This is a genomic window from Ensifer sp. 22460 (assembly GCF_052044935.1).
Taxonomy (GTDB): Bacteria; Pseudomonadota; Alphaproteobacteria; order Rhizobiales; family Rhizobiaceae; genus Ensifer.
In genome coordinates, this window is sequence record NZ_JBQENZ010000003.1 from 159384 (window position 1) to 180679 (window position 21296).

Consider the following 21296-nt stretch of genomic DNA (forward strand, 5'->3'; position numbering starts at 1 on the left):
AGGAACAGGCAGACCCAACCTCTGCCGCAGAGAGCCATGCACCAGCGGAATAATGCTGCGCATGACGCCAATATCGTTCGCATTTCTTACGGCTTCCGGGTTTCGCCATACCAAAACTTGCGTTAATAGGCCTCATCCGCCTCCCAAGACGGTATGAAATCCATATCAGGAACCATGATAATGACAGACGCGACAACCTCCCTGTCGCCGAAGGACAATGCATCGAAGCACGCGGCAGTGAACTCCCCTGCCCGGGTGCTGTTCGCAAGCCTCGTCGGCACGACCATCGAATTCTTCGACTTCTACGTTTACGCCACCGCCGCGGTGCTGGTTTTCCCGCATCTCTTCTTCCCCTCGGCCGATCCGACCTCGGCGATGCTGCAATCCTTCGCGACCTTCTCGATCGCCTTCTTCGCCCGCCCCTTCGGCGCCGTGATCTTCGGCCATTTCGGCGACAAGGTTGGCCGCAAGGCGACGCTCGTGGCGGCACTGATGACCATGGGCATATCCACCGTCGTGATCGGCCTTTTGCCGACCTATGCGACGATCGGCGTCGCAGCGCCCCTGCTCCTGGCCCTTTGCCGTTTCGGCCAGGGCCTCGGCCTCGGCGGCGAATGGGGCGGCGCGGTGCTGCTCGCCACTGAAAACGCGCCCGAGGGCAAGCGCAGCTGGTACGCCATGTTCCCGCAGCTCGGCGCCCCGATCGGCTTCATCCTGTCGGCCGGCACCTTCCTCATCCTCGGCGAAGTCATGAGCGACGAAGCCTTCCTCGCCTGGGGCTGGCGCGTACCCTTCATCGCCAGCATCCTCTTGGTCGCCGTCGGCCTCTATGTCCGCCTGAAGATCACCGAGACGCCGGAGTTCCAGAAGGCTGTCGACAAGCACGAGCGCGTGCAGGTTCCGATCGCCGAGATCTTCCGCTTCCACAAGCGCAGCCTCGTTCTCGGCACCTTCGTGGCGCTCGCGACCTTCGTGCTGTTCTATCTGATGACGGTGTTCTCGCTCTCCTGGGGCACGGCAAAGCTCGGCTACTCGCGCGAGCAGTTCCTCGTCGTACAGATGACCGGCGTCGTCTTCTTCGGCCTGATGATCCCGGTCGCCGGCATCCTTTCGGACCGGTTCGGCCGCCGCCTGATCCTGATCGTCACCACCATCGGCATCGGCGTCTTCGGCCTGTTCATGGCCCCGCTGCTTGCCGGCGGCCTTGGCGGCGCCTTCCTGTTCTCGATCATCGGCCTCGGCCTCATGGGCCTGACCTATGGCCCGATCGGCGCAGCCCTTGCCGCCCCCTTCCCGACCTCGGTGCGCTACACCGGCGCGTCGATGACCTTTAATCTCGCCGGCATCTTCGGCGCGTCTCTGGCGCCCTACATCGCCACCTGGCTCGCCACCAACTACAGCCTGGATTACGTCGGCTACTACCTGCTGGCAGCCGCCGCCATCACGCTGCTTTGCCTCGTGCTGTCGACGGAAGACGAGGTTTCGGCCTGATATCGGACTGGCCGCGCAACGCGCGGCTGACCACAAACAAGAAGAGCCGCAGTGGCAACGCTGCGGCTCTCCTTTTTGGCAGGCTTTGTCGGCAAAACCTCCGCCTAGTCTGAACTCGCGCCAATGAAGATGGCTGCACCTTCCTCATGCCGGAAGATAAGCGCGAAGTCACAAAACACGGGATAGGCCGGATGTCCGCTCCTAAGCCAGAAGGACTCGATCATGGTCGAGCCCTTGACCATCGCATGGATCTGCTCCCCCAAAAGATCGATCAGCGATCTGAATTTTCCGGATTTGAGTACCAGGTCGGACGGACCAGCGCCGGCATCCCCTGCATAGAGCAGAGCGTCCTTCACTGTTGGCCACACGAGCTCAGGCTGAATTTGTTCGATTCCGCCCAGTTCGGCCCCTGTCCCTAGCGCCATCTGCACAAGTGCGTCTGAATCTACCGGATGGACAGGCTGCACCTCGTACAGCCTCAGGAAGACGGAGTAATTCGTCGAGCCCGCATTCAGTGCGGCCGAAATTTGGGCCAGAGTTTCTTGTTCCATAGTCCTTCCAAAAAGCGCGGCGATGCCGCCTGCCAGATAAACGAAAGGCCGCAGCGTCGCCGCCACGGCCTCTCCAAAACATCCTCGCAACAGCCTCAGGCGATGCCGCGGCCGAGGAATTCCTTGATCTCGTAGCCCGGCATGAAGGTGCCGATGCGCTTGATTTCCCATTCGAGCCGGACGCCCGAATGTTCGAGCACCTGCCGGCGCACGGTTTCGCCGAGATATTCGAGCTCGTAGCCGGTCGCCTGGCCGGTATTGATCATGAAATTGCAGTGCAGCGGCGACATCTGCGCGCTGCCGACCATGAGCCCCCGGCACCCGGCTTCGTCGATCAACTTCCAGGCCGAGTGGCCCTCCGGGTTCTTGAAGGTCGAACCGCCGGTCTTTTCGCGGATCGGTTGGACCGTTTCGCGATGTTGACGCACCGCATCCATGTCGGTGCGGATCTTGTTCTTGTCCTCGGCGTAACCTTCGAAGACCGCATGGGTGAAGATCAGATCCTTTGGTGCCGACGAATGGCGATAGGCGTAGCCCATATCGGCATTCGACAGCACATGCTGGTTGCCCTTGCGGTCGACCGCATGGACCTCGACGACACGCTCACGGGTCTCCGTGCCGTTGGCGCCGGCGTTCATGCGCAGTGCGCCGCCGAGCGAGCCGGGGATGCCGTAGAAGAAGTAGAAGCCGCCGATGCCGTGATCGAGCGCCATGGCCGCAATGTTCTTGTCCGGGCAGATGGCACCGGCCTTGATGCGGCTTTCACCGACGAGCTCGAGATCGCCGAAACCCTTGGCCGAGAGACGGATGACGACGCCGGGAATGCCACCGTCGCGCACGAGCAGGTTCGAGCCGACGCCGACGACCATGACCGGCACTTCGGCCGGAACCAGCTTCAGGAAGGTGACGAGATCATCCGTATCGTGCGGCTGGAACATCAGCTCGGCAAGACCGCCAGCGCGGAACCAGGTGACGCGATCCATCGGCGCGTCGGGCGTGATGCGGCCGCGCACAGCGCTGACACCGCTTCCGAGCGATTCCAGTAGTTTCTGACCGTTGACCTGTTTCATGCTCAAATTCCTGAAATATCCGCGAGTTCCTTAGGCAGGGCAGCCGCCCAGTAGGTGATGCTGCCAGCCCCCAAGAGAACCACAAAATCGCCGGGCTGTGCAATCTTGCTGACAACCGGCGCAATCGCTTCCGGACCGGAGACGTAACGGGCGTCGCGATGGCCGCCGGCCTTGATGCGATCCACCAGCTCCTCGGCCGTCGCGCCCGGTATCGCTTCTTCGCCGGCCGCATAGACCGGCGCGATCAGGATCGTGTCGGCATCGTTGAAGCAGGCGGAGAATTCCTGGAACAGGCTCGAAAGGCGCGAGTAGCGATGCGGCTGGTGCACGGCGATGATTCGCCCCTGGCAGGCCTCGCGCGCGGCCCTTAAGACCGCCTTGATCTCGACCGGATGGTGGCCGTAGTCGTCATAGACGCGCACGCCGTTCCATTCGCCGGTCAGCGTGAAGCGGCGCTTGACGCCGCTGAAAGAGGCAAGCCCCCTGGCGATCGCTTCCGGGCTGATGCCGAGGCGCTGCGCAACCGCAATCGCCGCAGTCGCGTTCGATACGTTGTGGCGCCCGGGCATCGGCAGGCGCAGATCCTTCATCGGGATCACCTGACCGGTGCGGCGACGGCGGATCTCGATGTCGAAGATCGAGGTGCCGTTCTCCATGCGGATGTTGTGGAAACGCACGTCGGCCTGCGGGTTCTCGCCGTAGGTCACGACCTTGCGGTCCTCGATATTGCCGACCATGGTCTGCACTTCCGGATGATCGAGGCAGAGCACGCCGAAACCGTAGAACGGCACGTTCTCGACGAACTGTCGGAAGGCGGCGCGCACCGCGTCGAAATTGCCGTAGTGGTCGAGATGTTCGGGGTCGATATTGGTGACGACGGCCACATCGGCCGGCAGCTTCAGGAAAGTGCCATCGGATTCGTCGGCCTCCACCACCATCCACTCGCCCTCGCCCATGCGGGCATTGGTGCCATAGGCATTGATGATGCCGCCGTTGATGACCGTCGGGTCGAGATTGCCGGCTTCGAGCAGCGCCGCAACCATGGAAGTCGTCGTCGTCTTGCCATGCGTACCGCCGATCGCGATCGCGTTGCGGAAGCGCATGAGCTCGGCGAGCATTTCGGCGCGACGCACGACGGGAAGGAATTTCTCGCGGGCGACGATCAGTTCCGGATTGTCCTTCTTGATCGCGGTCGAAACGACGATCACTTCGGCGTCGCCGAGATTTTCGGCCTTGTGGCCGACGAAGACCTCGATGCCCTTGGCGCGCAAGCGCTGCACATTGGCGCTGTCGGCCTGGTCGGAACCCTGCACGCGGTGGCCGAGATTGTGAAGGACCTCGGCGATGCCGCTCATGCCGATGCCGCCGATACCGATGAAATGGACCAGCCCGATGGTTTTCGGCATTTTCATGAGCGTGTTTCCCTGAATTTCTCGACTGTCAAACCGCTGGCAATAGCCTCTACGAGGGATGCAAGCAAGCTTGCTGCGTCCGGCTTGCCGGTTTCCCGGGCGTTTGCCGCCATCTGGGCGAGCGATTGCGGGTTGCCGATCGCATCCTTGAGGATGCCTGCAAGGCGGTCGGCCGTGAGTTCACCTTGAGCGATCACCCGCGCGCCACCCTTGGCGGCGAGTGCTGCGGCATTGGCCGCCTGATCGTGGTCGAGCGCATAGGGATAGGGCACCAGGATCGCCGGGCGACCGATGACCGCAAGCTCGGAAACCGTCGAGGCGCCGGAGCGGCAGATGACGAGTTGCGCACCGGCGATGCGCTCGGCCATGTCGGTGAAGAACGGCGAAACCTCGGCCGGTACGCCAAGCTTCTCGTAAGTGGCGATCACGCCGTCCCTGTCTTCCGGGCGCGCCTGCTGGGTGACCTGGAACCGCTGACGAACGTCGTCCTCGAGCCGGCAGATCGCCTGCGGGACTGCCTTGGAGAAATATTGCGCGCCCTGGCTGCCGCCGAAGACGACAAGATGGAACGGCGCGTCGCCGCTGGCGGCGGCATAGGGCGAATTGGCAGCGGCCAGCACGGCCGGGCGCACCGGATTGCCGGTTGTCACGGTCTTCGCAGCAAAGGCGCCCGTACCCTCCGGCAGGAAGCCGCCGGCGATCGCCTTGACGCGCGAAGCCAGTGCCTTGTTGGCCCGGCCCATGACGGCATTCTGCTCGTGGATGATCGACGGCACGCCCATGCCGGTGGCGGCAAGCAGCGGCGGAACGGTCGGATAGCCGCCGAAGCCGACGACAGCCTTGGGCTTCAGCCGCGCGATCAGCTTGCGCGCCGCACGCATGCCGGTCCACAGCGTCCACAGCGACTTCGCAACACTGATCGGGTTCTTCGAGCCGATCGTCGCCGAGGGCACGACATGCACCTCGTCGGCCGGGAACTTGCCGGCATAACGCTCTGCGCGGCTGTCGGTGACGAGATGGACCGAATAGCCATTGGCCTTCAGTTCGTGGGCCAGCGCCTCCGCCGGAAACAGGTGGCCGCCGGTACCGCCGGCGGCGAGCAGGATGATGCCTTTAGTCATGTTTTACTCCGCCGGCACACCAATGCCGGACCGAAACAGGCTGCGCTCCACGGCGCGCTTCTCCGGACGGTGACGAGTCAAAGCCAGGATGAAGCCGGCAGTGACGCAGATCGCCACCATGGACGAGCCACCATAGGAGATCAGCGGCAGGGTCATGCCCTTGGCCGGGAGCAGTTCGAGGTTCACGCCGATGTTGATCATCGACTGGATGCCGATCTGGAGAACCAGGCCGGCAACGGCGAACCGGTTGAAGTCGTTGCGTTCGCGGAAGGCATGGTTGAGGCCGCGCATCACCAGGAAGGCGAAGATCAGCACGATGACCATGCAAAAGACGATGCCGAATTCCTCGGCCGCAACGGAAAAGACGAAGTCGGTATGGCTGTCCGGGATGATGCGCTTGACGATGCCTTCGCCAGGACCCCGGCCGAACCAGTCGCCGCGAATGATCGCCTCGCGTGCGGTATCCATCTGGAAGGTGTCGCCCTCGCCGGTCAGGAACTTGTCGATACGGGCCGCCACGTGCGGCAGCATCGTATAGGCGACGAAGAAACCGCCGAGCGCAGCACCGCCGAGCAGGATGATCCACAGCCAGGGCATGCCGGCCATGAAGAACATGCCGCCCCAGACCGCGGTCGTCAGGATCGTCTGGCCAAGGTCGGGCTGGGCGACGAGAAGCGCTGCGACGATGCCGAAGAGCAGGATGGCAAAGAGATTGCCGGGGATTTCCGGTTGGCGCGCATGTTCGGAGAAGAGCCAGGCGCAGACGACGACAAAGGCCGGCTTCATGAATTCCGAGGGCTGGATCGAGATGCCGGCGATGGAAAGCCAGCGCATCGAGCCCTTCACCTCCTCGCCGATGAAGAGCACCAGCACCATCATCGCGAGCGAGCCGCCGAGAAGCAGGATCGCAGCGCGCCTGACCTGGCGCGGCGAGAGGAACGAGATACCGACCATCACCACCAGTGACGGCAAGAGGAAGAGCGCGTGACGCTTGACGAAGTGGAAGCTGTCGAGGCCGATGCGCTCGGCGACGGCGGGGCTTGCGGCGAAGGACAGCATGAAGCCGACGCCCATCAACAGGATGAAGGTCGCCAGAAAGAACCTGTCGATCGTCCAGAACCAGTCGGCCACGGGGCCACGTTCGGCTCGGCTTACCATCTTGTCAGTCCCCTTCTCCGGCGCCTCTTGCGCCCCACGTCCGAATACCTGCACCCGCTTCCGTTTCGACCGGTGCCTTCAGCACCAGCCTGACGGTGACGGACTAAATCAGCATCGTCACGCCATCGATCGCGCGCACATGGCCGACAAACGCATCGCCGCGCACCTCGAAGTTCTTATACTGGTCGAAGCTTGCGCAAGCCGGGGATAACATCACCGCCGAAGGGCCGGCTTCGTCCTTGCCTGCCTCTGCGGCCGCATGCGCCACCGCCTGCTCCAGCGTGCCCGAAATTTCGTAAGGAACCGCCTCGCCGAGCGTCGCCGCAAAGGCAGGCGCCGCCTCGCCGATCAGATAGGCCTTGACGATCTTCGGGAAGAAGGGCGCAAGCGTCGTGATGCCCCCTTCCTTCGGTAGACCGCCGGCAATCCAGTAGATGCGCTCATAGCTCGAAAGCGCCGGCGCTGCCGCGTCGGCATTGGTCGCCTTGCTATCGTTGACGAACACGACCGCGCCCTTACGCCCAACCGGCTGCATGCGGTGCTTGAGACCGGGGAAGCTCTTCAGCCCGTCGCGGATCTCCACCGCGCTGACGCCAACTGCGAGGCAGGCGGCAATGGCAGCGGCCGCGTTCTGGGCGTTGTGGCCGCCGCGCAAAGTCTGAATACCGTCGAGATCGACGAACAGGCTGGACGTGCCGCCTTCTGCCTTCAGGATGCGCGAGCCTTCGGCATAAAGACCATTGGCAAGCACATGGCGGCGCGAGATTCGGACCGTCTTCGTGCCCGCGCGCTCCACCCGGTCGGCGATCAGGGCCGAGAAGCTGTCGTCGACGCCGACGATGGCCGTGCCGCTGCCGGCGACCAGCCGCTCCTTGATGTCGGCGTAGTGCTGCATCGTGCCGTGGCGATCGAGGTGGTCGGGCGTGAGGTTCAGGAGAATGCCGGCGCTCGGGTTGAGAGTCGGCGCCAGATCGATCTGGTAGGACGAGCACTCGACCACGTAGAAGCGGCCGGCCTTGGGCGGATCGAGCGTCAGAACCGCCGTGCCGATATTGCCGCCGAGCTGGGTGTCGCGACCGCTTTCCTTCAGGATATGCGCGATCAGCGCCGTTGTCGTCGACTTGCCGTTGGTGCCGGTAATCGCGATGAACGGGCAATCGGGCGCATGGGCGCGGCGTTCGCGCACGAAGAGCTCGACGTCGCCGATGATCTCGACGCCCGAAGCATGGGCGAGATCCACCGTCCAGTGCGGCTTCGGATGGGTGAGCGGCACGCCCGGCGAAAGCACGAAGGCGGCAAAGCCGGACCACTCGACCGTGCGCAGGTCCGCCGTCGGCACCCCCGCGGCGGAAGCCTTGGCGACGCTGTCCGGGTTGTCGTCCCACGCGGTGACGTCCGCGCCACCCGCGACCAACGCCTGCGCTGTCGCAAGCCCCGAGCCGCCGAGCCCGAAAAGAGCGACCTTCCCACCGCTGAATGTGGTGACCGGGATCATCGTCCGCTCACCGCAGCTTGAGGGTGGAGAGGCCGACCATCGCCAGGATGACGGCGATGATCCAGAAACGGATCACGACCTGGCTTTCCGTCCAGCCCTTCTTTTCGAAGTGGTGGTGGATCGGCGCCATCAGGAAGACGCGGCGGCCGGTGCGCTTGAACCAGAACACCTGGATGATCACCGACAGGGTTTCCATCACGAAGAGGCCGCCGATGATGACCATGACGATCTCATGCTTGACGGCAACGGCAACGGTGCCGATCAGGCCGCCGAGCGCGAGCGACCCGGTGTCGCCCATGAATATCGCGGCTGGCGGCGCGTTGAACCAGAGGAAGCCGAGGCCGGCGCCGATGACGGCGCCGAGGATGACGGCAAGCTCGCCGGTGCCGGGCACGAAATGGATCTGCAGGTAGTTGGCAAAGACCGCGTTACCGGCGAGATAGGCGATCAGGCCGAAGGCAGCGGCGGCGATCATGACCGGCACGATCGCAAGGCCGTCGAGACCGTCCGTCAGGTTCACGGCATTGCCGGCGCCGACGATAACGAAGCCACCGAACAGCACGAAGAAATAGCCGAGATTGATCACCAGGTCCTTGAAGAAGGGGAACGTGACCGAGGAGCCGAAGGTCGAGCCGGCGGTACCGCTCGAAAGCGACGCCTGCATCATGAAGAACACCGCAATCGCTGCGATGATGAATTCGAAGCCGAGGCGCGCCTTGCCGGAAAAGCCCTTGTCCGACTGCTTGGTGACCTTGAGGTAGTCGTCATAGAAGCCGATGGCGCCGAAACCGAGGGTGACGAGCAGGGTCGAGACCACGTAGACGCTGGAAAGATCGGCCCAGAGCAGCGACGAGACGACGATGCCGGCCAGAATCATCAGGCCGCCCATGGTCGGCGTGCCGGCCTTCTTGAAATGCGTCTGCGGCCCGTCGGCGCGGATCGGCTGGCCCTTGCCCTGGCGGATGCGCAGCGAAGCGATCATTGCAGGGCCGAACAGGAAGACGATCATGGCCGAGGTGAAGAGCGCCGCGCCGGTGCGGAAGGTGATGTAGCGAAAAAGATTGAAAAACTGAAAGTGGTCCGCCAGTTCCACGAGCCAAATGAGCATAAGGGACCTTTCCCCAAAGGTTTAGTAATAGACGTCGTCCAACAGAATCATCTGAAAAACGATACGCATTACAGCGCCGCGCGTCTAACTAGACGCGCAAAGGTCGCTGCAACATTGTGATCCGCTGCATAATTTTTCCCCCAAATCGATTCCGATTTAAGGAGTTATGCAGCAGCATGCGAAAGTGTTCGGGCGCGCCCACCTAACCCCAGGCTATATCCACCGCGCCCATCATGGGTGGTGTCGCCGGCTTATTCCTCGGCTTCAGGTCCCTCGGCATCCGCTGCCGGATAGGTCTCGATCAGCGCCTGCACGATCTTGGCGCAGCCGGTCCCCTTCGACGACTTGATCATGATGACATCGCCGGGCGCGACGGCGGCCAACGCATACGTCTTCAGGTCCTCGACGCTCTCGCGGTAGATCACCGAAACTTCTGCAGGTAGCGCATCACGGAGATGCGCCATCAAAGGTCCGGCAAGCCAGACATCGGTGATACCGGCTTCGACGAGCGGACGGGCGAGTGCGGCATGCACCTCGACGGCGTGTTCGCCCATTTCCAGCATGTCGCCGAGCACGGCGATGCGGCGGCCGCCGACCGGCGGTTCGCTGTCGCGCAGGAGCGCGATCGCCGCCCGCATCGAGCTCGGATTGGCATTGTAGCTCTCGTCGATCACCTTCAGCGTGCCGGTGCCGATCACTAGCGTATGGCGTCGCCCCCTGCCCGTTTCCGCCTGCATGGTCGCAAGGGCCGAAGCCGCATAGTCGAGATCGCCGCCGGCAAGCTTCACCGCTGCCAGAACGGCCACCGAGTTCTCGGCAATGTGCCGTCCGGGCGCGCCGATCGCCACTTCCAGCGTCCGACCACCGATGCCGGCCCAGAGAATGGAGCCTTCCGGACCGCCACTGTATTCGACCAGGCGGAATTCGGCCTTGGGATTGGCGCCGAAGGAATGGATGTGGCTGACGCCGGCCGTAGCCGCGGCATTTTCCAGAAGCTTGTATTGAGGGCTGTCGTGAATGATCAGCGCATGGCCGCCATTGACGACACCTTCGAAGATCTCGGCCTTGGCCTCGGCGATCTCATCGAGGCTCTTGAAGTTGCCGAGGTGGGCGGCGGCGATGCTCGTCACCATGGCCACGTGCGGCCGTACCATGGCAGTCAACGGCCGGATCTCGCCCGGATGGTTCATGCCGATCTCGAAGATGCCGAAGTCGGTTGCCTCGGGCATGCGTGCGAGCGTCAGCGGCACGCCCCAGTGATTATTGAAGGATGCGACCGAAGCATGCACGCGGCCCTGGGGCTTGAGCACATGGCGCAGCATCTCCTTGGTCGTCGTCTTGCCGACCGAACCGGTGACGGCGATGATCTTGGCGGCGCTGCGGTCGCGCGCCGCGCAACCCAGCCGGATCATCGCTTCGAGAACGTCGTCGACGACGATCATCGGCGCATTGAGGCGTCCGAGCGCCGGCAGCTTGCCTTCGCTGACGACCAGCACTGCCGCGCCATTGGCGAGCGCAATGCCGGCATAGTCGTGGCCGTCGACGCGATCGCCCTTGATCGCAAAGAAAGCTTCGCCCTTGCCGATCGAGCGGCTGTCAATCGAGATCCCGCTGATGCCTTCCGGCAGGTTGCCGACAGGCCGGCCGTTCATCGCGGCCAGGAGATCGCTGCTTGTCCAGAGCCAGTTCAAATCACAAGCCTCCCAATGCCTTGCGGACCTCCGCATGATCCGAGAAGGGCAGCGTCACGGAGCCGACCGTCTGGCCCTCCTCATGTCCCTTCCCGGCAACGATCAGCGTGTCGCCGGTCTTCAGCATGCCGACCGCCGTGCGGATCGCCTGGGCGCGGTCGCCGATCTCGATTGCGCCCTTGGCAGCAGTCATGATTTCGGCGCGGATCACCTCGGGGATCTCCGAACGCGGATTGTCGTCGGTCACGATCGTCACATCGGCAAGCCTTGTCGCGATCTCGCCCATGATCGGGCGCTTGCCCTTGTCGCGGTCGCCGCCGCAGCCGAAGACCACGACGACGCGGCCGGTCGTGAACGGACGCACCGAGGCCAGCACGTTTTCCAGCGCATCCGGCTTGTGGGCATAGTCGACATAGGCGAGCGCGCCATCCTTGGTCTGGCCGACCAGCTCGAGGCGGCCGGAGGCGCCTTGCAGCTTCTCAAGCGCCGAGAAGGCAGCCTTGGCGCTGATGCCGGTCGACATCGCAAGGCCTGCCGCGACCAGCGCGTTCGCCACCTGGAAATCGCCGGCGAGCGGAATGTGGATTTCGAAGATGTCGTCGCCGACATGCACTTCGGCCGATTGCTTGTGGCGGAAGTGCTCGACCCGCTTCAGCGAGATGAAATCGCCCTTGCGGCCGACCGTGCGCACGTCGAGCTTCGCCTTGCGGGCGGCGGCGATCGCCTGCTCCGACCATTGGTCGTCGGCAAAGATCACCGCCGGCGCACCCTTCGGCAGCAGGGAATTGAACAGCCGCATCTTGGAGGCCATGTAGTGCTCGACCGTCGGATGATAGTCCATGTGGTCGCGGCCGAGATTGGTGAAAGCGGCGGCCGAAAGGCGCACGCCGTCGAGACGGCTCTGGTCGAGGCCGTGGCTGGAGGCTTCCATTGCCGCATGGGTGACGCCGGTATCGGCAAGCTCGGCCAGGAGCTTGTGCAGCGACACCGGATCGGGCGTCGTCAGCGAGCCGTAATCGTTGCGGCCGGGAGCCACGACACCGGTCGTGCCGATCATCGCGGCCGCAAAGCCCGAATGCGCCCAGATCTGGCGGGTGAAGGAGGCGACCGAGGTCTTGCCGGCGGTGCCGGTCACGGCGACCATGGTTTCCGGCTGGCGGCCATAGAAGGCGGCAGCGGCGCGCGCCAGGAAAGCGCGGGGTTCAGAGAGCTTCAGGACCGGCGCCGACGAGGCATCGACATCCGAGCCCGCTTCGGTGACGACGGCGACCGCGCCGCGCTTCAGCGCGTCGGCGATATAGGTGCTGCCATTGGCCTTGCTGCCGGTAACTGCGACGAAGAGATCCCCTGGCTGAACCTGCCGACTGTCGGCCGTCAGTCCGGCAACGTCGATATCGGCGGCAGCGCCGCCCAGTTGCGCCGAAAGTTCCGGGAAGTTCGATCCCGCCAGGTCTTTGATCTTCATGAACGCACGTCTCGCATCGATTTCGATCCGCAAGAATCGCGAATCGTCCGCTTTCTCATTTCATGTCTAATAAGACACAAGCAAGGCAGAACCGTCTTCTCCAAACTTTGGTTCGACACCGAGCAGCGGCGCGGAGCGGCTGATGATGTCGCGAACCATGGGAGCAGCGTTCGAGCCTGCCGTGCGCCCGCCACCCTCGCCGGTCTTCGGCGCGTCGATGAAGGTCAGCACGATGTATTTCGGGTTGTCGATCGGGAAGGCCGCGAGGAAGGCGTTGAAGTTCTGGTCGCTGGCATAGCGGCCATTGACCACCTTGTCGGCCGTACCGGTCTTGCCACCGACGTTGAAGCCCGGCACCAGCGCACGCTTGCCCGAGCCGGCAATGCCGTTCCAGCGCAAGAGGAAGCGCATGTCGTCGCTAGTGCTCTTCTTGACCACCGGCGTGGCGACTGCGTTGGCCTGCTCCTCGGTGCGCGGCAGGAAGGTCGGCTCGATCAGCTTGCCGCCGTTGACGAGTGCAGCACCCGCAACCGCCGTCTGCAGCGGCGTCGTCGAGACGCCGTGGCCGAAGGAGATCGTGACCGAGTTGATCTTCTTCCATTCGCGCGGCTGCGTCGGGGTTTTCACCTCCGGCAGCTCGGTCGGCAGCTTCGAAAGCAGACCGATGCGCGTCAGGAATTCCTTGTGGCCGGGAATGCCGATGAGGTCAGCGATCTTGGCCGTGCCGATGTTCGACGAATACTGGAAGATTTCAGGCACGGTCAGCACGCGGCGCTTGCCGTGGAAGTCCTTGATGGTGAAGCCGCCGATGCGGATCGGCGCCGAAGCGTCGAAGCTGTCGTTGAGCGTCACCTTGCCGGAATCCAGCCCCATGGCGATGGTGAAGGTCTTGAAGGTGGAGCCCATTTCGAACGTGCCGTTCGACATGCGGTTCATCCAGCCCTCTTCCGCACCTTCGGCCGGCTTGTTCGGGTCGTAATCGGGAACGGACGCCATCGCCAGAACTTCGCCGGTGTTGACGTCGAGCACGACGGCGCCGGCGGCCAGCGCCTGATAGTTCTTCATACCGGCGTCGATAACGTCGCGCACGATGTTCTGCACGCGCACGTCGATCGAGAGCTTCACCGGCTCGAGCTTGGCGTCGCTGGTCATGCCGATCGCGGCAAGGTCGGCGAGCCCCTGGCTGTCGATGTAGCGCTCCATGCCGGCAACGCCGCGGTTGTCGATGTTGACGTGGCCGAGAATATGCGCGGCGGTGTGGCCGCCGGGATAGAAGCGGCGTTTTTCCGGACGGAAGCCGACGCCGGGAATGCCGAGCGCCAGGATCTCGCTCTGCTGCTTCGGGGTCAACTGGCGGCGCAGCCACTGGAAGCGCGATTTCGACTTCAGCTTGTTGTAGATTTCGCGCGCATTGATATCAGGCAGAACCGTCGACAGGCGCTCGACTGCCTCGTCGGCATCGACGATCTTGTGCGGCTCGGCATAGAGCGAAACGGTGCGGATGTCGGTCGCGAGGATCTCGCCGTTGCGGTCGAGAATGTCTGGACGCGAGGCCATCAGGTTGTCGGCCCGGCCGATGCTGGAAACCGTTTCCGGCTGCGCCATGCCGTATTGCACCAGGCGCCCGCCGATGACGGCATAGACGATGCCGAAGCTCGCGATCACGATGGCGACGCGGTTCTTCGCCTGATTGGTGGTCTTCTTGCGCGTCCCTTGAAAGGTGACGTTGAGGCCGCTTTCGGCCGGCCGGTTGTTGCCGCCTGCCGAGAAATGCGCCTTGCTCTTCAATACCATGATGCGGGAGAGAAACGACATCAGCGCGCCACCGAGCCAGTTGCCATGTTATCGGTCTTGTTGATGATCGAGGCGATACCGTCCTTCGCCGACTTGTCTTCCGGCACCGGCAGATCCGCCTTCAGCATCGGCAGTTCCTGCGGCTGGGCGAGCTGTGTGGAAGGCGTCGGCGCAAGCTGCAGGTCGGCACCGAAGGTACCGACCAGACGCTCCAGCCGGTTCGGCTGCGTCAAGAGCGCCCAGTCGGCGCGAAGCAGATCGATCGTGTCCTCTTCAAGCTTGATCGCCACGTCGAGCTTGCGGACTTCCTCAAGCTTGTTTTCGGCGCGATGCTTGATCGTATAGGTCACCGTCGCGGCGGCCGTCATGACGACGATCAGAACGATATCGAGCGTTCGAAGCATGTCTTGTCAGCCCCCCAACCGTGCAAGGCTTGCCAGTTCCGGCAGATTGAAAATGGATAGATCGTTTCCCGGCGACGCGGCTTGCGTGCGGATGCCGGCGCGCAGCTTCGCAGAGCGGGCACGCGGATTGAGGGACGCTTCTTCCTCGCTGGCTGCCACCATGGGCTTGCCAACCGGCGTGAAGGTTGCCGCGCGCGCCGAAACCATCGGCAGATGGCGCGAACCGCTCGCCTTGCCGGAGCGATCCTGGAAGAAGGCCTTGACGATGCGGTCTTCGAGCGAATGGAAGGTGACAACGACAAGACGGCCGCCTGGCTTCAGCGCCTTTTCGGCGGCAAACAGCGCTTGAGCGAGCTCGCCGAGTTCGTCGTTGACGAAAACGCGCAGCGCCTGGAAGACGCGGGTCGCCGGATGGATCTTGTCTTTTGCCTTGCGCGGCGTCACCACCTCGATCAGGCCCGCAAGGTCGCGGGTCGTCTCGAAGGGCTGCTCGGCCCGGCGCTTCTCGATTGCGCGGGCAATGCGGCCCGCCTGCTTCTCTTCGCCGAGAAAACCGAAGATGCGGATGAGATCGGAGACCTTGGCACGGTTGACGACATCGGCGGCCGAAACGCCCGAAGCCGACATGCGCATGTCGAGCGGCCCCTTCTTCTGGAAGGAGAAGCCGCGCTCTGCCTCATCGATCTGCATCGAGGAAACGCCGATATCGAGCACGACGCCGTCCAGCCCCTCGGCCGGCGCATAGGCGGCAAGTTCGGAGAACTGCGAATGAATAAGCTTCAGCCGTCCGCCCCACTCGGCGACCTGCTTCTCGCCGGCGGCAATCGCCGTCGGGTCGCGGTCGAGCGCGATGACGTCGGCGCCGGCCTTGAGGATTGCGGAGCTGTAGCCGCCCGCACCGAAGGTGCCATCGAGGATGACCTTGCCGGGCGCAGGCTCGAGCGCCGCGAGAACCTCCGACAGGAGGACGGGAATGTGACGAACCGGTCCGCCTTCGGCTTCAGGAATACCTCCGCCTTGTTCCGTCACCATTCCGCCTCTCCATTCTAGTCTGGACGCAACCCCCGTGATTTGCGCCCTTCCCGGGCCACCGCCTGCGCCTTGACAAAGGCCTGCGGCTCCCAGAGCTGAAAATAATCGCCCCGCCCGACGAACATCACGTCGGTCGAGATTCCGGTGAAGTCGCGGATGAAATCCGTCACCATCAACCGGCCTTCCGGATCGAGCTTCACGAAGACGCCACCCCCATGAACGAGCAGCGACATCTCGTTGGCCTCCGAGGAAAACGGATCCTCGGCCGCCATCTGCTTCTCGAACCGATCCAGGAGCTCCGGCCCGCCGACGCTGATCGCCGGGAAGACGAAATCCTGAAAACAGTATAGCTCCCGGACGCCCCCATCCGACAGCACGGAACGAAACGCCGAGGGAACGGAAACCCGCCCCTTCGCATCGATCCGATTGGCAGCATGTGACAAGAAGCGGTTCATAACGCGAAACGGCCGCCCAAGACTGACGGGCCACAATCATCGACCCGCGAGAACACGTAACCGCACACACAAGACACCCCTGCCGGACACCGGAATGTCCGCCTACCCTCCGAAGCCGGAAGGCACTGGATTCTTGCGATGTTGGGCCGCGAAGCAGCCCCTGCGCAGTGCCATTATGGGATATCATGGGACCATATGGGCGTCAATGGGAATGAGCTCGTAAACAGCCGTCGGGCTGATCAAATATTGATAGGTTGTTAAGTTTAACGAAGGGTTACGAAGAGACCCCCACCGTCCGGGAATGCGACAGCGGAACGGCTTCAAATCGTTGGAAAATCAGAATGTGAGAAAGAGCGCAGCAATGTGGCTGTGCAGAGGTGTTTGCGCGTCATAGCAGAACGGGAAAGCGCAGTGGCAACGAAAAACCCGCCTGCACCGAAGCGGTCGCTGGCGCGAAAAACGACGCGCGGTTCGGGCCGATTTGCAAGGGCCGGTCGGTGAGATCAAGGAGAGCACCCGCAGCGAAATCGTCAGGAAGAAACGCGCCATCAACGTGTGCCGCACGCAGTTGCGGCCGGAGAGAAATCGCCAGTTGGCCTGTAAGCCGGGTTCTGTATGGCCCCGCAGCCCGAAGGCAACGGAACGTGGCAGCCATTCATCTGGGACTGCGCTTGCACGCAGCCTCTTGCAACCCACCCGGATGACTGGCCCGGAAACAGGCTGGACGCTTGCGCGCCCGCGTCATCCCTATTCGGTCTTGCTCCCGGTGGGGTTTGCCGTGCCGTCCATGTCGCCATGTCCGCGGTGGGCTCTTACCCCACCCTTTCACCCTTACTCCGCCAAGCGGAGCGGTTTGCTTTCTGTGGCACTTTCCCTGAGGTCGCCCTCGCCGGACGTTATCCGGCACCGTACTTCCGTGGAGCCCGGACTTTCCTCCCCCCGCGGCCTTTCGGCACTTGCGGAGAGCGGCTGCCCGGCCAACTGGCACGCGCTCCTTAAACCAGCCCGCCGCAGCGCGCCAGAAAAAACGGCAGAGTTTTTGAACCGCCAACAGGGCAGATTGGATCGGTGCGGTCTTGGCGCACCCGATCTAGCGAAACGCGACCGAGAAATCCGCATCGTATTCGGGCTCGTCGATCCGGCCGTTGAGCACGAGGACCGCGCCGAGCCGGCCGATCTCGTCGGAGCTCTTCGCCGCCTGGCCATTGCCGCCGGTGACGACGGCGAGACGGCTCCCCTCGGCAAAGCCGATATAGGGCAGTCCGTGCCGGGTGAACGAGGTGACGCAGGGCGAAAAGTGGGTGGAGACCGGCTGGAAGCCGGGTATCACCTCGGCCAGCAGCCCGCGCAAATGCTCCGCCGTTGTCGCGCTGCCCGGCCCGCGGAACCATTGCCGCAACGCCGCTTCGCCTTCGAGGATCCTGTCGGTCGGATCGCCGCCGATCTTGATGTAATGCTTGCCGTCCGCATAGCCGACCGGCGGCAGCAGGTAGTAGCTTTTCTCCTGCTCCGGCGCCGCGCCGATCAGCGACGGCATGCTCTCGAAACCAGACAGATCGCCGTTTGCCACTTCGGCAAAGAATACGGTTCGCGCCTTGACGGTGAGATCGATCGGCCGCGGCAGGAGCGTTGCGGAAATCGAGAACCCGCCGGCAGCAACGATCACCCGGCCCGCCGCGAAGTGCTTTCCGTCGACGGTCTCGACGACCACACGATCGCGCTCCTCCGATACGGTCGCGACCTCGCTGCGCACGATCCGGGCTCCCGTCTTCTCGGCGCATACCGTTTGCGCCGCGACCAGCGCCCGCGGGTTGATGTAGCCGGCTCCGCGCCTCTCGTGAACGCCGGCGGTGCCATCGGCGAAACGGAACCAGGGAAAACGCTGCGACAGCGCCTCGCCATCGTAGAGCGGCGCCCCGACGCCAAGCGCGTCGCGCGCCTTCTCGACTTGCTCGATATAGTCGTAGGAAGATCCGGGCGCCGGGCCGGCGATCAGGCAGCCAACTTCGTGGTAGAAGCCGATGCCGCTTTCGCCTTCGATTTCGCCGTAACGCTCGATCGAGCGTCTGGCGAGCCACGCCCACACTGGATCGTCATCGATCGTGCGAGTGATGCGGGCATTGTCGTAGTGGCTCGAAAAGACGCCGGTATGATTGGCCCAGTCCGTCGGCTCATCAGGTCCGATCAGCGCGACCTTGGCTCCCGAAAGCGCCAGGTGGCGGGCGGCCGCAGCACCCATCATGCCCTTGCCGACGACAATGAAATCAAAGCTTTCCGACATGCCGGTCCTCGTCCCTTTTGCTCAAGGGGAGATAGCATGCCGGCGCCTGTATGGCACGATGGTTGTAGGGTTTTTCCCTGTGCGCCGGAACGCGAGACCTGTCCGGCTAGAGCATCCGCCATCGCCGGATATGGCTGGCGGATGAAGCTCTTCGTTGACTGCATGTTTCCATTGATCGTAGCCGGTTAACGGACAAAGGCATGCAGAAAATCAAAGTGCTACAGCGACCTTTGCGCGTCTGATAAGACGCGCGGCGCTTTCGCCAAGCGAAAGAACGCGCCGGCGCTCGTCATGCAATCGATCAGTCGATGATGTTCTGCACCTTGCCGCAGTAGCGCTTGGAAACCGGGTTCATGCGCTTGGCGCCGTGGCCGGCATTGTACTTGAGAACCGTGCCGCACGTCGTACCGCCGGACAGCTCATGCGCCATGGCGAGGTACTTCATGCCGAATTTGATGTTGGTTTCCGGATCGTAGAGACCCTTGGAGGAACCGGAATAGCCCATCATGCGAGCGGTAGCAGGCTTGATCTGCATCAGGCCGATTTCGCCGGCGCTGCCGCGTGCCTTGGGATTGAAATTGCTTTCGACCTTGACGATCGCATGCGCCAGATCGACCGGAACGCCGTATTGCTTGGCGTAGGACTTGATCAGACCCGTGTACTGGACGTTCGAGACGAGATCCGGCTTGGGATAGCCTGTGGTCCGGGTGACGGACTGGATGGATGAGGTCTTGATGGTCTTATCGACATTCCCCGCATACGACGTACCCATCCCGGCGAAGAACATGCCAAGGCATGCCGCCACCGCAGCAACAGACGATATTCTCATTTAGTTTGAATTCTCCGGCCTGGGGAATGGACCGAAGCGCACCCCGCTTCGAACCTCACTTCCCGATCGTTTCATTCACAGGAAGTGAGCGTTGCGCCCTGATACCCCTGCAGTTCCAATGGGGCCGGAAATGAATGCCGCATCATGGTAAACATGTGGCAAAGCTAAAAAAACATGCCAGGAATATCTGCAGAAGTGCCGTTTTGACGAAAAAATCTTCCGCGTCAGGCGATGAATTGCGGCAGGCCGGAAAGCAGCCGGTGGAGCGTATCGAGGGTTGAGATGTCGGCGATGCCATCGACCCTTTGTTGTCGGAAGTGCCGCTGGAACGCCGCGACCGAGCCCTCGGTCTTTTCACAGAATTCGCCAGTTACATCAATGCCATAACCGTAGAGCGACAGCATCGACTGGATGGCCTCCACCGGCTGGCCCTGGTCACCGCGCTGGAAAAAGCGTCCGCCGCCGATCGGGGCCGGTTCCACCCAGTGCCCGACCCCTTCGCGATGAAGAATGTGCCAGGGAAATTTTTCTCCCGGATCGACCTTGCGAATGGGGGCGATATCGCTGTGTGCGAGCACTCTCTCGGGCGCGATCGACCAGCGGTCGCCGCAGTCCCGACACAATTCCACAACTGCCGCGATCTGTTTTTCCGGAAAGTCCGGCAGACCGCCCGGGTGACCCGGGTTGGCGATCTCTATTCCGATCGAACAGGAATTGATATCGGTCTCGCCCTTCCAATAGCTCTTGCCGGCATGCCAGGCGCGGCGCGCCTCCGGCACGAGTTGATCGACGCGCCCATCCTCGTGGACGAAGTAATGGCTGGAGACCTGGCTTTCCTCGCGGCAAAGCCATTCGAGCGCCGAAGCGCCCGTCGGCATGCCGGTATAATGCAGAACGATCATATCCGGGGCGCGCTGGTCGACGCGGTCGCCGAAATTGGGCGACGGCATGAAGCGTGCACCCGGATAGTCGCAGTATTTGGAGGTCATGCGGCTCGGCGTTCTTTCTCGATCGCCTCATAGGCGGCATTCAGTGCCGCCATGCGATCATTGGCGATCGCGTGGAATTCGTGCGGTACGCCGCGCGCAACCAGCATGTCCGGATGGTTCTCCGAAACGAGTACCCGGTAGCGCCTGCGGATATCGGCGAAGTCATCCTTACGCGAAACACCGAGCACCTGATAGGGGTCGCGGCCGTCACCATGGACATGACGGGCCATGATGCGCTCGAAATGTCCCTCGTCCATGCCGAAGATGTCTGCCACGCGCAACAGGAAGGCGAGCTCGCGCTCATGCACGGCGCCATCCGACTTGGCGATGTGGAACAGGCCGTCGACGATATCCTCGAGGATCGGGCAATTCTTTTCGCAGGACGAACACAGCGACGCCATCTTCTCCGCATAGGCCTCGTAACCGGCGACGTCCTGGCGCGCCAGGTTATAGAGACGCGCGACGTTCTGCGCCTGATCCGGCGGAAACTGGAAGATGTCGCGGAAGGCGTCGACCTCGGCCTCGGTCACGATGCCGTCGGCCTTGGCCATCTTGGCCGAAAGCGCGATCATGGCGACGGAGAAGGCCACCTTGCGCCGTGTTTCCGGATCGCCCTCGAACAGGGTGCGCACGGCCTCGACCACGCCGGCAAGCGCATTGCCGGTGGCGATAACGATCTTGAGGAGGCTGTCCCAAAATGACATGCGAGGTTCCCTGTCTCTCCACTCTATAGCATGGACCGATGTGGTGGCAAATTGCAAGCGGTGGACGGCCCGGACCACGAGGATGACGAATTTGTGATGGCCCCTCACTATTGTCAATCCATCGATTGGAACTTGCGACAGTCAGCCGATGGAAAGCTGTTCCCGCGGGAACAGCCATTAAATAAAAAAGAGATGTCATCGCGGCCCGAAAAGGCAGCAATTCCACCGTTCGCAACAGCCAGCCTG

The 21296-nt window shown here is 63.0% G+C and carries 18 protein-coding genes and 1 other RNA gene; 1 reads left to right on the plus strand and 18 read right to left on the minus strand.

Going from position 1 to position 21296, the window contains the following annotated elements; genetic code table 11:
* Nucleotides 1-180: 180 nt before the first annotated feature.
* Nucleotides 181-1491: an MFS transporter gene (locus ACTJKM_RS05060; protein ID WP_440659980.1), complete on the plus strand. Its 1311-nt coding sequence runs from the start codon at nt 181-183 to the stop codon at nt 1489-1491.
* Nucleotides 1492-1595: 104 nt separating this feature from the next.
* Here the strand turns inward: ACTJKM_RS05060 and ACTJKM_RS05065 are convergent, their stop codons facing one another.
* The 18 genes from ACTJKM_RS05065 to ACTJKM_RS05150 form a co-directional block, all read right to left on the minus strand.
* Nucleotides 1596-2108, minus strand: a complete 513-nt coding sequence (locus ACTJKM_RS05065) for a hypothetical protein (protein WP_440659982.1) — start codon at nt 2106-2108, stop codon at nt 1596-1598.
* Nucleotides 2109-2137: 29 nt separating this feature from the next.
* Nucleotides 2138-3112, minus strand: a complete 975-nt coding sequence (gene murB / locus ACTJKM_RS05070) for a UDP-N-acetylmuramate dehydrogenase (protein ID WP_440659984.1) — start codon at nt 3110-3112, stop codon at nt 2138-2140.
* Nucleotides 3113-3114: 2 nt separating this feature from the next.
* On the minus strand, nt 3115-4524 hold the full coding sequence (gene murC / locus ACTJKM_RS05075) for a UDP-N-acetylmuramate--L-alanine ligase (protein ID WP_057253472.1): 1410 nt from the start codon (nt 4522-4524) through the stop codon (nt 3115-3117).
* Nucleotides 4521-5645 (minus strand): undecaprenyldiphospho-muramoylpentapeptide beta-N-acetylglucosaminyltransferase, encoded by a 1125-nt coding sequence (gene murG / locus ACTJKM_RS05080; RefSeq protein WP_058326755.1) that lies wholly within the window; start codon nt 5643-5645, stop codon nt 4521-4523. Before murG ends, murC begins: the two co-directional genes overlap by 4 nt.
* A 3-nt stretch (nt 5646-5648) precedes the next feature.
* Nucleotides 5649-6803, minus strand: coding sequence for a putative lipid II flippase FtsW (gene ftsW / locus ACTJKM_RS05085; RefSeq protein ID WP_057253468.1), 1155 nt, complete (start codon nt 6801-6803; stop codon nt 5649-5651).
* A gap of 103 nt (nt 6804-6906) precedes the next feature.
* The gene (murD, locus tag ACTJKM_RS05090) at nt 6907-8298 is read right to left on the minus strand and encodes a UDP-N-acetylmuramoyl-L-alanine--D-glutamate ligase (RefSeq protein ID WP_093233713.1); all 1392 of its coding nucleotides are present in this window, start codon (nt 8296-8298) and stop codon (nt 6907-6909) included.
* A 7-nt stretch (nt 8299-8305) separates the two neighbouring features.
* Nucleotides 8306-9406 (minus strand): phospho-N-acetylmuramoyl-pentapeptide-transferase, encoded by a 1101-nt coding sequence (mraY, locus tag ACTJKM_RS05095; protein ID WP_057253465.1) that lies wholly within the window; start codon nt 9404-9406, stop codon nt 8306-8308.
* Between the two features lie 251 nt (nt 9407-9657).
* Nucleotides 9658-11097 carry a UDP-N-acetylmuramoylalanyl-D-glutamyl-2,6-diaminopimelate--D-alanyl-D-alanine ligase gene (locus ACTJKM_RS05100; RefSeq protein ID WP_440659986.1) on the minus strand — a complete coding sequence of 480 codons (1440 nt, stop codon included), beginning with the start codon at nt 11095-11097 and terminating at the stop codon, nt 9658-9660.
* Nucleotide 11098: 1 nt separating this feature from the next.
* Nucleotides 11099-12562, minus strand: a complete 1464-nt coding sequence (locus tag ACTJKM_RS05105; protein ID WP_093233726.1) for a UDP-N-acetylmuramoyl-L-alanyl-D-glutamate--2,6-diaminopimelate ligase — start codon at nt 12560-12562, stop codon at nt 11099-11101.
* 66 nt (nt 12563-12628) lie between these two features.
* On the minus strand, nt 12629-14377 hold the full coding sequence (locus tag ACTJKM_RS05110) for a peptidoglycan D,D-transpeptidase FtsI family protein (RefSeq protein ID WP_057253461.1): 1749 nt from the start codon (nt 14375-14377) through the stop codon (nt 12629-12631).
* Nucleotides 14377-14760 (minus strand): cell division protein FtsL, encoded by a 384-nt coding sequence (gene ftsL, locus ACTJKM_RS05115; RefSeq protein WP_057253459.1) that lies wholly within the window; start codon nt 14758-14760, stop codon nt 14377-14379. The genes ACTJKM_RS05110 and ftsL overlap by 1 nt, the downstream gene beginning before the upstream one ends.
* A 6-nt stretch (nt 14761-14766) precedes the next feature.
* Nucleotides 14767-15792, minus strand: coding sequence for a 16S rRNA (cytosine(1402)-N(4))-methyltransferase RsmH (gene rsmH / locus ACTJKM_RS05120; RefSeq protein ID WP_057253457.1), 1026 nt, complete (start codon nt 15790-15792; stop codon nt 14767-14769).
* Between the two features lie 14 nt (nt 15793-15806).
* On the minus strand, nt 15807-16247 hold the full coding sequence (gene mraZ / locus ACTJKM_RS05125; RefSeq protein WP_057253455.1) for a division/cell wall cluster transcriptional repressor MraZ: 441 nt from the start codon (nt 16245-16247) through the stop codon (nt 15807-15809).
* 584 nt (nt 16248-16831) lie between these two features.
* Nucleotides 16832-17232, minus strand: an RNA gene (rnpB, locus tag ACTJKM_RS05130) — RNase P RNA component class A.
* A 105-nt stretch (nt 17233-17337) separates the two neighbouring features.
* Nucleotides 17338-18528, minus strand: coding sequence for an NAD(P)/FAD-dependent oxidoreductase (locus ACTJKM_RS05135; protein WP_440659987.1), 1191 nt, complete (start codon nt 18526-18528; stop codon nt 17338-17340).
* 301 nt (nt 18529-18829) lie between these two features.
* Complete coding sequence (locus tag ACTJKM_RS05140) at nt 18830-19357, minus strand: lytic transglycosylase domain-containing protein (protein ID WP_057253452.1); 528 nt, start codon at nt 19355-19357, stop codon at nt 18830-18832.
* Between the two features lie 224 nt (nt 19358-19581).
* Entirely contained in the window at nt 19582-20346 is a 765-nt protein-coding gene (locus ACTJKM_RS05145) for an N-acetylmuramoyl-L-alanine amidase (protein WP_113478170.1), read from the minus strand.
* Nucleotides 20343-21050, minus strand: coding sequence for a J domain-containing protein (locus ACTJKM_RS05150; protein ID WP_058321238.1), 708 nt, complete (start codon nt 21048-21050; stop codon nt 20343-20345). Before ACTJKM_RS05150 ends, ACTJKM_RS05145 begins: the two co-directional genes overlap by 4 nt.
* Between the last annotated feature and the right edge of the window lie 246 nt (nt 21051-21296).